This is a genomic window from Prauserella oleivorans (assembly GCF_042685745.1).
GTDB lineage: Bacteria > Actinomycetota > Actinomycetes > Mycobacteriales > Pseudonocardiaceae > Prauserella_A > Prauserella_A oleivorans.
The window spans coordinates 5,186,757-5,199,192 of record NZ_JBHUNT010000001.1; the positions used below are offsets into that span (position 1 = coordinate 5,186,757).

Sequence of the window (12,436 nt, forward strand, 5' to 3'; positions counted from 1 at the left end):
GCAGGCATCGCCTTAGTTTTCCCGGAATGAGCCAACTCCGGCTGACCGAGTTCAACTCCGCCGATTCCGATCGACTCCGTCCACTGCTGACGGACTGTCTCGCCGTGCCACGCTGGGTGGACACGGTGCTGGCCGGCCGCCCGTATGCCGACCGGAACGCCCTGCTCGCCGCCGCCGACCTGGCACTGGAGCCGGCCGAGATCCACGCGGCGATGGCCGCCCATCCGCGGATCGGCGAGAAGCCGGCCGGTGGTCACTCACGCGCGGAGCAGTCCGGTGTGGACGAGTCGGACGCGGAGCGGTTCCGCGCCGCCAACGCCGAGTACGAGAAGCGGTTCGGGCACGTGTTCCTCGTCTGCGCGAATGGTCGCAGCGGATCGGAACTGCTCGCCATTCTGCAGAAACGGCTCGGTAACACGGCGGAAACAGAACTCACCATCGCGGGCGAGGAACTCGTCAAGATCGCCCGGCTGCGCCTCGACAAGGCGGTGTCCACATGAGTCACTCGACGACCGCCCAGCATCGCAAGGCCACCAAGGCCCAAGGAGCGCAGGCGGAAGGAGTCGGGCCATGAGCCGCCCGACGACGACCGACCGGCATCGCAAGGCCACCAAGGCCCAAGGAGCGCAGGCGGAAGGAGTCAGGCCATGAGCCGCCCGACGACGACCGCCCAGCATCGCAAGGCCACCAAGGCCCAAGGAGCGCAGGCGGAAGGAGTCGGGCCATGAGCCTCGTCACCACACACGTGCTCGACAACGCGACGGGGCGACCCGCGGCCGGGATCCCGGTGCGCCTGGACGCCCGTGACGACGACTGGTCGCCGCTTGCGTACGCGGAGACCGACGACGACGGCCGGATCCGGGAACTCGGCCCCGACAGCCTGCCCGCGGGCGTCTACCGGCTGGTGTTCGACACCGCGTCCTACCTCGGCCCCGACGCGTTCTACCCCGAGATCACGGTCACCTTCCGCATCACCGACCCGGCGGCCCATCACCACGTTCCCGTGCTGCTGAGCCCGTTCGCCTACTCCACCTACCGAGGGAGCTGATCCGCGTGGCCATCACCCTGGGCCCCAACCAGTACGGCAAGGCCGAGGTCCGGCTCGTCACCGTCGACCGCCAAGGTCCGGTGCACCACCTCAAGGACCTGACGGTGTCCACGTCGCTGCGCGGTCACCTCGAGCGCACGCACCTCACCGGCGACAACTCCGACGTCGTGGCCACCGACACGCAGAAGAACACCGTCTACGCGTTCGCCAAGGACGGGGTCGGCGAGATCGAGGACTTCGCGTTGCGCCTGGCCCGCCACTTCACCGGCTCGTTCGAGCACATCACCGGCGCGCGGATCCTGATCTCCGAGCACGGCTGGAACCGCATCGAGGTGGACGGACGGCCGCACGACCACGCGTTCACCCGCGCGAGCGACGAGCAGCGCACCACCGCGGTCACCGTGCAGGACGGCACGGCGTGGGTGGTGTCCGGGCTCACCGGCCTGGTCGTGCTGAAGTCCACCGGATCGGAGTTCCACGGCTTCCCGCGCGATCGCTACACCACGCTCGCCGAGACCACCGATCGCATCCTGGCGACCGCGGTCACCGCGCGCTGGCGGTACCGGGGCGCCGACCCCAGCGGCATCGACTGGAGCAAGTCGTTCGCCGACATCCGCCGGGTGCTGGTCGAGACGTTCGCCACCAAGCACAGCCTGTCGTTGCAGCAGACCCTGTACGCGATGGGCGAGGCCGTGCTCGAGGCCCGACCCGAGGTCGCCGAGATCCGGCTCTCCCTGCCGAACAAGCACCATTTCCTCGTGGATCTGGCGCCGTTCGGACTGTCCAACGACAACGAGGTCTTCTACGCCGCCGATCGCCCGTACGGGCTGATCGAGGGCACCGTGCTCCGCGACGACGAGGACGGCGACGACGCCGGGCTCGCCTGGCACACGCTGCCCGCCTTCTGAGAACCCCTGGAGTCCCATGCACCCCGTCGACCGAAAACCCTCTGTCGCGCAACTGATCGCGGGCGGCCTGCAACACGTCGCGGCGATGTACGCCGGCGTCGTCGCGCCGCCACTCATCATCGGCGCGGCGGTCGGCCTGTCCCCCGGGCAGCTGAGCCTGCTCATCAGCGCGAGCCTGTTCACCGCGGGGCTGGCGACCCTGTTGCAGACGCTGGGCGTGTGGCGGTTCGGCGCCCGGCTACCGCTGGTCAACGGCGTGACGTTCGCGACCGTGGCCCCCGTGCTCGCCATCGTGGAACAGCACGGGCCGCAGGACTCGCTCGGTGTCGTCTACGGCGCGACGCTCATCGGCGGCCTGCTCGTCGTGCTTGCGGCGCCGTTCTTCTCCCGGCTGACGCGGTTCTTCCCGCCGATCGTGACCGGCACGGTGATCACGCTCATCGGGGTATCGCTGCTGCCGGTGGCCGTGGGCTGGATCGCCGACCAGGAGGAGTCCGCCGACGGCACCGGACTGCTGCTGGCGGGCATCACGCTCGCCGCGGTGCTCGCGTTCAACCGCTACCTGTCCGGTTTCTGGAGCCGGATCGCGTTGCTGCTCGGGCTGGTCGTCGGCACGCTGGTGGCGTGGCCGCTCGGTAAGGTCGACACGTCGACGCTCACCGAGGCTCCCGCGTTCGGCATCGCCACGCCGTTCCACTTCGGAGCGCCGGCGTTCGACATCGCGGCGGTGGTGTCCATGGCCATCGTCATGCTCGTGGTGATGGCCGAGAGCACGGCGGACATGCTGGCGCTCGGCGAGGTGGTCGACCGGCCGACGTCCGAGCGGACGCTGGCCGACGGGCTACGCGCCGACGGCTTCGCCACCGCGGTGGCGACGGTGTTCGGCGGCTTCGCGTGCACGGCCTTCGCGCAGAACGTCGGTCTCGTCGCGCTGACGCGCATGGTGAGCCGGTACGTCGTCGCGGCGAGCGGCGCGATTCTGGTGCTGCTCGGCATGTTTCCCGTCACCGGCGGTGTGATCGCGCTCGTGCCACAGCCGGTGCTGGGCGGGGCGGGCCTCGTGTTGTTCGGCAGTGTCGCGGTGGCCGGGGTCCGGACGCTGGCGAAGGCGTCGTTCGAGCGGCCCGCCAACATCACCATCGTCGCCGCCGCGCTCGGCATCGGCCTGATCCCGATCGCGGCACCGGAGTTCTACGCCGGATTCCCGTCGGCGGTGCGCACGATCCTGGATTCGGGGATCAGCGCGGGGTGCCTGGCGGCGGTGGTGCTGAACCTGCTGTTCGGCGAGCGCCGCGCGAAGAATACGCCGGCGCAGCAGCGGGAACCGGAGGTGGCGGCCGAACGCGCGTGAGCGGTCAGGCCGCCGCGAGCATGGCCGACGCGGCGGGGTTCTGGTACGCCCGCCACAGACGATCCGTTCGCCGCACAGGCGCACGACCACGACGAACGGAGCCGACGCCCGTACCCATCGGTGCCGCGGACGGCGGCCACCGTGTCCGCCGTCCGCGTCGCCGTGTCCGCCATCCGCGTCGCCGTGTCCGCCATTCCGGTCGCCGTGCCGGCCCTAACCGGTCAGACCGCCGATCGCGAAGTACACGAGGAACACCGCTGCCAGACCACCGACGAGCCGGCCTGCCTCGCGCGGTCTGCCCTTGCCGAGCTTGATCAGGACGTAGGCGATCAGGCCGGCGCCGATGCCGTTGGTGATCGAGTAGGTGAACGGAATCAGCGCGGCGATCAGGAACACCGGGATCACCACGTCCGGGTCCTGCCACGGGATCCGCCTGCATTGCGACATCATCATCCCGCCGATCACCACGAGCGCGGGCGCCGCCGCCTGCGCGGGCACGACCGCCGCCAGTGGCGTCAGGAACAGGGTGAGCATGAACAACCCGCCCGTGACCACGCTGGCGAGCCCGGTCCGGGCGCCCTCGCCGACGCCGGTCGCCGACTCGAGGAACACCGTGTTCGGTGACGCGCCCGTGGCGCCGCCGGCGACGGCGCCGATGCCGTCGGCAAGCAGGATGCGCCCCATGCCCTCGACCTTGCCGTCGCGCACGAGACCGGCCTCGTCGGACACACTCGTGATGGTGCCCATCGCGTCGAAGAACCCGGACAGCACGAGCGTGAACAGGAACACCGACGCCGTCACCACGCCCGCCGAGGCGAAGCCGCCGAACAGATCGAGGTGGCCGAGCAGACCGAAATCCGGGGTCGCGACGACGTCGGTGGGCACCGCCGGCTCGACGATCCCCCAGCCGTCGACGTCGAACACGGACTCGACGACGATCGCGAGCACCGTCGCCACGGCGATGCTGACCAGCACTGCTCCCGGAACGGCTCGGCTGACCAGCACGATCATCAGCAGCAGCCCAACGCAGAAGATGACGACGGGCCAGCCGACGAGGTGGCCGTCGGTGCCCAGGCGCACCGGCACGGTGGACTCCGCCGAATCCGGTGTCCGCGTCACGAACCCGGCGCTGACCAGGCCGACGAGTGCGATGTAGAGACCGATGCCCACCGTGATCGCCGTCTTGAGCGCCGCCGGGATCGCGGTGATGATCCGCTCCCGCACCCCGGAGACCGCCAGCAACACGATGCAGACGCCTTCGAGCACGACGAGCCCGAACGCCTGCGCCCACGTCATCGCAGGTGCCAGCTGGAACGCCACGATGCCGTTGATGCCGAGACCGGCCGCCAGCGCGAGCGGCGCGTTGCCGATCAGTCCCATGAGCACGGTGGTGATGCCCGCGGCGAGCGCGGTGGCCGTGGTCACCTGCTCGGTGGTCAGCCGTGCGCCGGTGATGTCGGCGGACGCGCCGAGGATGAGCGGGTTGAGCAGGACGATGTAGCTCATCGCGACGAACGTCGTGATGCCGCCGCGGACCTCGCGGCCGAGCGTGCTGCCACGCCGGGAGACACGGAAGAACCGGTCGAGCGGCGACTGCGGCGACGGGGAACGCCGGTCCGCGCGCGGCTGAGTCATGACGACCTCCCACAACAGGGGCGGGGCGGAGCTCCGGGTACCCGCCGCGTGCGCACGGGTGACGCGCACACGGCAGGGTCGGGCGGCCGGCCGCCCGGACGCGGGTGTCGCGCCGGGCCCGGCTGACGGGTGACGGGTGACGGGTGACGGGTGGCCGATGTCTAGACGATGTGCTCCGGGCGTACCGGAACGCGGCCCAGTTCCTTACCGGTCGCCGCCCGGATGGCGGCGACGATCGCCGGGGTGGACGAGATCGTCGGCGGCTCGCCGACCCCGCGCAGCCCGTAGGGCGCGTGCGGGTCCGCCAGCTCCAGCACGTCGATCTTCATCGGCGGCATGTCGAGCACGGTGGGGATGAGATAGTCGGTGAACGACGGGTTTCGGATGATCCCGCCCTCGGTCTGGATCTCCTCCATCACCGCGAGCCCCAGTCCCTGCGCGGACCCTCCCTGGATCTGCCCCAGCACGGCCTGCGGGTTGATCGCCTTGCCCACGTCCTGCGCGCAGTCCAGTGCCACGACCTTCACCAGGCCGAGCTCGGTGTCGACGTCCACGACCGCTCGGTGCGCCGCGAACCCGTACTGCACGTGGGCCAATCCCTGGCCGGTCTCCGGATCCAGCGACTCGGTGGGCCGGTGCCGCCACTCGACGGTCTCGTCGAACACCTGCTCCCCCACCACGTCAGCGAGATCGGCCAGCACACCGTCGCGTGTGGACATCAGCTTGCCGCCGACGACGCTCAGGTCGGACGACGTGCGCCCCAGCGACCCGGCCGCGTGGGCGAGCAGCGCCGAACGCACCTTGAGCGCGGCGGCCCGCACGGCTCCCCCGGTGACGTAGGTCTGCCGCGACGCCGACGTCGAACCCGCGCTGCCGATCGAGGTGTCCATCGGCAGGATGGTCACCCGCTCGACCCCCAGCTCGGTGCGGATGATCTGCCCCAGCACGGTGACCAGGCCCTGGCCGACCTCGCACGCCGCCGTCTGCACCGTCACCGCGGGCTCGCCGCCGAGGAGTTCCAGCCGCACGCGCGCGGTGGAGAAGTCGTCGAATCCCTCGGAGAAGCAGATGTTCTTGATGCCGACGGCGTAGCCGACACCGCGCACGACACCCTCGCCGTGCGTGGTGTTGGACACCCCGCCCGGCAGCAGGCGCAGGTCCGGCTCCCCGGCAGGCTCCTCCGGCAACGGCATGGCCGCCACCCGCCGCACCAGCTCGGCCACCGGCGCGGGCGAGTCGACCACCTGCCCGGTGGGCATGACGGTGCCCTCGCTCATCGCGTTGCGGACCCGGATCTCCACCGGGTCGAGTCCGCACGCCTCGGCCAGCTTGTCCATTTGCGACTCGTAGCCGAACGCCGCCTGCACCGCACCGAACCCACGCATCGCGCCGCACGGCGGGTTGTTGGTGTAGGTGCCCCAGCAGTCGACGGTCACGTTCGGCACGTCGTAGGGGCCGACGCCGAGCGTCGCCGCGTTGCCGCTGACCGCCGCGGTCGTCGACGCGTAGGCGCCGCCGTCGAGGTAGATCCGGGCCTTGACGTAGACGAGCCTGCCGTCGCGGGTGGCGCCGTGCTCGTAGTACATCGTGGCCGGATGCCGGTGCACGTGCCCGAAGAAGGACTCCTCGCGGTTGTAGACCATCTTCACCGGCTTGCCGGTGCGCAGGGCGAGCAGGCACGCGTGGATCTGCATCGACAGGTCCTCGCGGCCGCCGAACGCCCCGCCGACCCCGGCCAGGGTCAGCCGCACCTGCTCCGGCGACAACCCGAGCGCGGCGACGACCTGCTGCTGGTCGACGTGCAGCCACTGCGTCGCGATGTAGAGGTCCACGCCGCCCGAGCCGTCGGGCACGGCGAGCCCCGACTCCGGGCCGAGAAACGCCTGGTCCTGCATACCGACCTCGTACCGTCCGCTTACCACGACCTCTGCGGTGACGTCCGGCGAGCCGTGCCGGATCGGCACGTGGCGCACCACGTTCCCACCGGGGTGCAGCTCGGGTCCCGCGCCCGCGGCGGCCGACTCGGCGCTGGTGACCGGCTCGAGAACCTCGTAGCCCACCTCGATGCGCTTCATGGCCCGCCGCGCGGTCTCCGGGTGGTCGGCCGCGACGAGCGCCACCGGCTCGCCCTGGTACCGCACGACTCCCTCGGCCAGCACCGGCTGGTCGGGGTGTTCCAGCCCGTACCGGTTGACGCCGGGCACGTCCTCGTGGGTGAGCACCGCGTACACACCCGGCACGGCCAGGGCGGCCGAGATGTCGATGCCCGTGATCCGGGCATGCGGGTGCGGGCTGCGCAGGGTGACGCCCCACAGCATGTCCTCGTGCCAGAGGTCGGAGGAGTAGGCGAACTCCCCGCGGACCTTCATCGTGCCGTCCGGCCGGGCCGGGCTCGTGCCGATGCCGCCGGCCTGGCCGACCGACTCCGATGTGGACACTGACGTACTCATCGCAACCTCCCGCTCGCCGCCCGCAGCTCACGCGCGATGGCGGCCTCGTCGGCGGTTCGCAGTTCGCCGTCGGCGACGACGGTCTCGCCACCCACCAGCAAGAGCTTCATCTCCGGCACCGTGCCGAGGACGAGCGCGGCCACCGGGTCGGTGATGCCGGCGTAGCGCAACCCGGCGAGGTTCCACACGGCGAGGTCGGCGAGTTTGCCCGGTTCCACCGAGCCCAGCTCGTCCTGCCTGCCGAGGCAGCGGGCGCCACCCATGGTGCCCATCCACAACGCCTGCCGAACGGTCAGCGCCTGCGGCCCGCCGCGCTGGCGTGCCTGCAGCAGGGCCTGGTGCAGTTCCTCGCCCAGTCCACCGGACTCGTTGGACGCCGCGCCGTCGACGCCGAGCCCCACGGGCGCGCCCGCGTCGAGCAGCTCCCGCGCCGGCGCGATGCCGGTGCCCAGCCTGCCGTTGGACGTCGGGCAGTGCGCCGAACCGGTTCCCGTGGCACCCATGCGGCCGACGGCGTCCGGTGCGAGGTGCACGGTGTGGGCGAGCCAGACGTCGTCGCCGAGCCAGCCGAGCTTGTCGGCGTACTCGGCTGGCGTGCAGCCGAATTCGGCGAGGCACTGCCGTTCCTCGTCGAGCGTCTCGGCGAGGTGGGTGTGCAGCCGCACGCCCTTGCGGCGCGCCAGTTCGGCCGCGTCCGTCATGAGCCGTTCGGTGACCGTGAACGGCGAGCACGGTCCGGCCGCGATGCGGATGCGCGCGTTCGGCGCCGGGTCGTGATAGGTGTCGATGGCCTTCTCGGTGCCCGTCAACGCCGACTCGAGGTCCTCGACGAGGTGGTCCGGCGGCAGCCCGCCGTCGGACTCGCCGCGATCCATGGAGCCGCGCACGAGATGTCCGCGCACACCGACGCGGTGCACGGCGGACACGAGCGCGTCCATCTGGTCGCCGCCGTCGCGGGGGAAGACGTAGTGGTGGTCGGCCACCGTCGTGCAGCCGGTGAGGGCCAGGCGGGCCAGGCCGGCGGACGCGGCGGCGTGCGTGATGTCGGCATCCAGCCTGCCCCAGATCGGGTACAGCTCGACCAGCCACTGGAACAGCGTCGAGTCGGCCGCGAGTCCGCGGGTCGCCCACTGGTAGAGGTGGTGGTGGGTGTTGACCAGGCCGGGTGTGACGAGGCATCCGGTGCCGTCGACGCGGGTGCCCCGGTACCGCGCGGGCGCGGCGCCCTCCCCCACGGCGACGATGTGCTCGCCGTCCACGACGACGTGGCCCGTGCGGTGTTCGGTGCCGGCGGCGTCGACCGTGGCGACGGCGGCGTTGTCGATGATGATCATCGGGCCGTCGCCGCCATCCGCACCGCGTCGAGGATCTTCTCGTATCCCGTGCACCGGCAGAGGTTTCCCGCCAGGGCCTCGCGGATCTCCTCGTCGCTGGGGTTCGGCACGCGCGCGAGCAGGTCGTGCGCCGCGACGACGAGGCCCGGGGTGCAGAACCCGCACTGCACCGCTCCGGCGTCCACAAAGGACTGCTGGACCCGATCCAGCTGCTCGCCGTTCGCGAGCCCCTCGACCGTGCGGACCTCCCGGCCCTCCGCCTGCCCCGCCGCGACGAGGCACGCGCACGCCGGCACGCCATCGAGGTAGACCGTGCACGAACCGCACTCGCCCTGCTCGCACGCGTTCTTCGACCCGGGCAGACCGAGCCGCTCGCGCAGCACGTAGAGCAGGCTCTCGCCCTCCCACACGTCGTCGGCCTGCCGCCGCTCACCGTTGACCGTCACGTTCAGGCGCACGCCCGCTCACCCCTCTTCCGGTAGTCGTTCCACGCCCACGTCAGCGCGCGGCGGGCCAGCACGCTCAGCGCGTGGGTGCGGTAGCCGGCGCTGCCGCGCACGTCGTCGATCGGTTCGGCTGCGCCCGCGACCAGCTCGCCGAACCGGCGGCCGAGGTCCTCGGGCAGCGGCGCCGCGGAGTCCCACGGCAGCTCGGTGGCGAGGAGACGCTCGGCCTCGGCAGCCCGGCGCGGCGTCGGCGCGGCCGAGCCGATGGCGGCGCCGACATAGCCGGGCCGCAGCACGATCGCGAACGAGCACACGGCGATGACCATGGCGTTGCGGGTGCCGACCTTGGCGAACTGCTCCCCGCCGGAGGCCACCGGCAGGCGGATGGCGGTGATGAGCTCGTCGGGCGCGAGCGCGTTGCGCTTGACACCCGTGTAGAACTCCGATGCCGGAATCCGTCGCGTACCGCGCACGGAGGCGACCTCGACCTCGGCGCCCGTGGCGAGCAGCACCGGATGCGTGTCACCGGCGGGCGAGGCGGCGCCGAGGTTGCCGCCGACCGTGCCGCGGTTGCGGATCTGCGGCGAGCCGACGGTGCGGGACGCCATCGCCAGACCCGGCAGCCGCTCGCCGAGTTCGGTGATGACCCGGGTGTAGGGCACGCCCGCGCCCAGGCGGACGTGCCCGTCCGATGTGGACCACTCGGCGAGTTCGCCGATCCGGGTGAGGTCCAGCAGCGCCGCGGGGCGCCGGTGGTCGAAGTTCAGTTCGACCATGACGTCGGTGCCGCCCGCGATGGGCACCGCGTCGTCTCGCTCGGCCTTGAGGGCGAGCGCCTCGCCGAGCGTGGCCGGTCGGAGGAAGTCCACAGCGTTTCTCCTGGTCGTGAGGTGTGTCCCAGTACACACACCGCACGCGCGCACGGCAACGGCGCGCGGACATGAAACAACGGGCCCCCGACGGCGGGGGTTTTGTGTTTTCCTACAAACCTCATGACGCTGGTGAAAACTCTGCTGGAGCTGCCCGGGCTGCGCCTGCGGCTGCGGGCGGGCGGCGACCTGCTCGAGCGCGAGGTCAGCCGGATCTACGTGACCGAGCTGCCCGACCCGAGCCGGTACCTCTCGGCCGGTGAGCTGGTGCTGTCCGGGTTGCTGTGGTGGCGCGAGCCCGGCGACGCGGAGACGTTCGTGGCCGCACTGGCGCGGGCACGCTGTGCGGCGCTCGCGGCGTCGGGCGCCGACACTGGCGGGATACCCGACGATCTGGTCCTCGCCTGCCGCAGGCACCGCATCCCCTTGCTCGAGGTGCCCGCCGATCTGTCGTTCGCGGTTATCACCGAACGCGTCGTGCTCGCACTCGCCGCGGAGACCGACGGTGCCCGCAAACGGTTGCTCTCCGCGGCCGCCGATGACGCATCGCTGCCCGCGTTGCTCGCCTACGGCGCGACGGAACTCGGCGCGGACTGCTGGGTGGTGTCGGCGACCGGCCGGGTCGTCGCCGCCAGCGCCCCGGGCCGTCCCCGGGAACGCACCGTGCTGCCGGTCGGCGGCCGGCATGCCGTGCCGTGGTCGCTCGTGGTCGACGCCGACCTCGGCCCCGGCCCCGCCGAGGTGGCCGACGAGCTGGCGAGTCTCGTGGGACTGGCCCGGGCACGCGAGGACGAGGTGCGCCGCACCCGGATGCGGATCGCCGCGCCGCTCATCCGGCTGCTCGCCGATCCCGCGAGCAGCGCCGCCGAGCTCGCCACCGCGTTCACGGCCACCGGGCTGCCCGCCGACACGCCGCTGCGGGTGCTGCTCGCCCGCACGCCCGGCACGCGGATCGGTGCCGAGGTCCTCGGCGAACTGCTCGCCGACCATCCCGCGACCACGTTCATCGGCGAGGTCGGCGAGACCGGTGCCGACGCCTACGCGCTCGTGCGGGCCGACACGGCGTGGCCCGACGACTGGGTGGGCACGGCCACGGCGACGCTGACGAAGCTGGGCACCGGCCGGATTCTCGTCGGCGCGGGCGGTCCGGCGACGGTCTCCGGGCTGCGCGGCGCGGGTGAGGAGGCCCGGCACGCCGTGCAGGCGGCGGCCCGCCGGTCCGAGCGGGTGGCCGTGGTGTCCGGCGAGGAGATCGGCATGCACCGCTTGCTGCTCGCCGGCGCCCCGGACGAGCTCCGGCGCACCCTGCGCGAGCGGGTCCTCGGCCCGTTGCCGGAACACCCCGAGCTGCTGCGGACCGTGCGGGTGTACCTCGAATGTTCCGGCTCACCCGCGAAGGCCGCCAAGGCCCTCCATGTGCACGTCAACACCCTGCGCTACCGGATCGCGCGCGCGGGCGAGCTGCTCGGCGTGGATCTCACCGATTTCCGTACCCAGGTGGACGTCTACCTGGCGCTGACCATCGACACCTGACCCGCGTGTCCGCTGCCTGCGTCACCGTGTCGGCCATCCACGTCGCCGTGGCGGCCGCCTGCGTCACCGTGTCCGCCGTTTCCGAAGACCGCCCCTACGCGAACGGGCGGATCGTGACACCGGCCTCGAGCAGTCCCTCCCGGACGCGGCGAGCCAGGTCGACGGCTCCCTCCGTGTCGCCGTGCAGGCACAGCGACCGCGGGCGCACGGCGACGACGCTGCCGTCGACGGCGGTCACCGTGCCCTCGGTCGCCATGCGGACGGTGCGCTTGACCACCTCGTCGGCCTCGTGCACCACCGCTCCGGGCTCGCGACGCGACACGAGCCTGCCCTCCGGCGTGTAGGCGCGATCGGCGAAGGACTCGGGCACGGTCGTGATCCCGGCCTCCCCCGCCAGCCGCAGCAGCTCGGAGTCCGGCAGCCCGAGCACGGGCAGTTCGGGATCGTAGCGGCGGATCGCCTCGACCACGGCCTCGGCTTGCGCGGTGTGGTGCACCACGGCGTTGTAGAGCGCGCCGTGCGGCTTGACGTAGCGCACCCGGCTGCCCGCGATGCGCGCGAAACCGTCGAGGGCGGCGATCTGGTAGATGACGTCGTTGACGAGTTCGCGCGGGTCCATGTCGATGAAGCGGCGGCCGAACCCGGCCAGATCGCGGTAACCGACCTGCGCCCCGATCACCACACCGCGCTCGGCAGCCCGCTCGGTGACCCGGCGTAGCACGGACGGGTCACCGGCGTGGAATCCGCACGCGACGTTGGCGCTCGTGACCACGTCGAGCAGGGCCTCGTCGTCGGTGAGCGGCCACACCCCGAAACCTTCACCGAGATCGCTGTTGAGATCGATCACCGTGTCCGTCACGGC

General features: G+C 71.9%; 11 protein-coding genes. 5 read left to right on the forward strand and 6 right to left on the reverse strand.

The annotated features are described in order from the left end of the window. Window positions 1–26: 26 nt before the first annotated feature. From uraD to ACFSZT_RS25560, 4 genes are all read left to right on the forward strand, one after another. Window positions 27–500, forward strand: coding sequence for a 2-oxo-4-hydroxy-4-carboxy-5-ureidoimidazoline decarboxylase (gene uraD, locus ACFSZT_RS25545; RefSeq protein ID WP_377384837.1), 474 nt, complete (start codon window positions 27–29; stop codon window positions 498–500). Window positions 501–724: 224 nt separating this feature from the next. Continuing rightward, window positions 725–1,048: a hydroxyisourate hydrolase gene (gene uraH, locus ACFSZT_RS25550; RefSeq protein ID WP_377384835.1), complete on the forward strand. Its 324-nt coding sequence runs from the start codon at window positions 725–727 to the stop codon at window positions 1,046–1,048. A gap of 5 nt (window positions 1,049–1,053) precedes the next feature. Then, window positions 1,054–1,956, forward strand: a complete 903-nt coding sequence (gene pucL, locus ACFSZT_RS25555; RefSeq protein WP_377384833.1) for a factor-independent urate hydroxylase — start codon at window positions 1,054–1,056, stop codon at window positions 1,954–1,956. 16 nt (window positions 1,957–1,972) lie between these two features. Continuing rightward, window positions 1,973–3,307, forward strand: coding sequence for a nucleobase:cation symporter-2 family protein (locus ACFSZT_RS25560; RefSeq protein ID WP_377384831.1), 1,335 nt, complete (start codon window positions 1,973–1,975; stop codon window positions 3,305–3,307). A 213-nt stretch (window positions 3,308–3,520) separates the two neighbouring features. Here ACFSZT_RS25560 and ACFSZT_RS25565 read toward each other — a convergent pair whose 3' ends face one another. From ACFSZT_RS25565 to ACFSZT_RS25585, 5 genes are all read right to left on the reverse strand, one after another. Beyond that, entirely contained in the window at window positions 3,521–4,942 is a 1,422-nt protein-coding gene (locus ACFSZT_RS25565; RefSeq protein WP_377384829.1) for an NCS2 family permease, read from the reverse strand. 161 nt (window positions 4,943–5,103) lie between these two features. Next, window positions 5,104–7,392, reverse strand: a complete 2,289-nt coding sequence (pucD, locus tag ACFSZT_RS25570) for a xanthine dehydrogenase subunit D (RefSeq protein WP_377384828.1) — start codon at window positions 7,390–7,392, stop codon at window positions 5,104–5,106. Further along, complete coding sequence (locus ACFSZT_RS25575) at window positions 7,389–8,726, reverse strand: 8-oxoguanine deaminase (protein ID WP_377384827.1); 1,338 nt, start codon at window positions 8,724–8,726, stop codon at window positions 7,389–7,391. The genes pucD and ACFSZT_RS25575 overlap by 4 nt, the downstream gene beginning before the upstream one ends. Beyond that, window positions 8,723–9,184 carry a (2Fe-2S)-binding protein gene (locus ACFSZT_RS25580; RefSeq protein WP_377384825.1) on the reverse strand — a complete coding sequence of 154 codons (462 nt, stop codon included), beginning with the start codon at window positions 9,182–9,184 and terminating at the stop codon, window positions 8,723–8,725. Before ACFSZT_RS25580 ends, ACFSZT_RS25575 begins: the two co-directional genes overlap by 4 nt. Beyond that, a complete protein-coding gene (locus ACFSZT_RS25585) occupies window positions 9,175–10,041 on the reverse strand; it encodes an FAD binding domain-containing protein (RefSeq protein WP_377384823.1) in 867 nt (288 codons plus the stop codon). The genes ACFSZT_RS25580 and ACFSZT_RS25585 overlap by 10 nt, the downstream gene beginning before the upstream one ends. Window positions 10,042–10,164: 123 nt before the next feature. On the opposite strand from ACFSZT_RS25585, the gene ACFSZT_RS25590 reads away from it, so the two are divergent. Then, window positions 10,165–11,574 carry a PucR family transcriptional regulator gene (locus tag ACFSZT_RS25590; protein WP_377384821.1) on the forward strand — a complete coding sequence of 470 codons (1,410 nt, stop codon included), beginning with the start codon at window positions 10,165–10,167 and terminating at the stop codon, window positions 11,572–11,574. A gap of 94 nt (window positions 11,575–11,668) precedes the next feature. On the opposite strand, the gene ACFSZT_RS25595 is transcribed toward ACFSZT_RS25590, so the two are convergent. After that, window positions 11,669–12,433 carry a LamB/YcsF family protein gene (locus tag ACFSZT_RS25595; RefSeq protein ID WP_377384819.1) on the reverse strand — a complete coding sequence of 255 codons (765 nt, stop codon included), beginning with the start codon at window positions 12,431–12,433 and terminating at the stop codon, window positions 11,669–11,671. Window positions 12,434–12,436 lie beyond the last annotated feature (3 nt).

Coding starts and splice junctions, on each gene's coding strand:
- uraD (WP_377384837.1), top strand. CDS start 27: ATGAGCCAACTCCGGCTGACCGAGTTCAACTCCGCCGATTCCGATCGA.
- uraH (WP_377384835.1), top strand. CDS start 725: ATGAGCCTCGTCACCACACACGTGCTCGACAACGCGACGGGGCGACCC.
- ACFSZT_RS25560 (WP_377384831.1), top strand. CDS start 1,973: ATGCACCCCGTCGACCGAAAACCCTCTGTCGCGCAACTGATCGCGGGC.
- ACFSZT_RS25565 (WP_377384829.1), bottom strand. CDS start 4,942: ATGACTCAGCCGCGCGCGGACCGGCGTTCCCCGTCGCCGCAGTCGCCG.
- pucD (WP_377384828.1), bottom strand. CDS start 7,392: ATGAGTACGTCAGTGTCCACATCGGAGTCGGTCGGCCAGGCCGGCGGC.
- ACFSZT_RS25575 (WP_377384827.1), bottom strand. CDS start 8,726: ATGATCATCATCGACAACGCCGCCGTCGCCACGGTCGACGCCGCCGGC.
- ACFSZT_RS25590 (WP_377384821.1), top strand. CDS start 10,165: ATGACGCTGGTGAAAACTCTGCTGGAGCTGCCCGGGCTGCGCCTGCGG.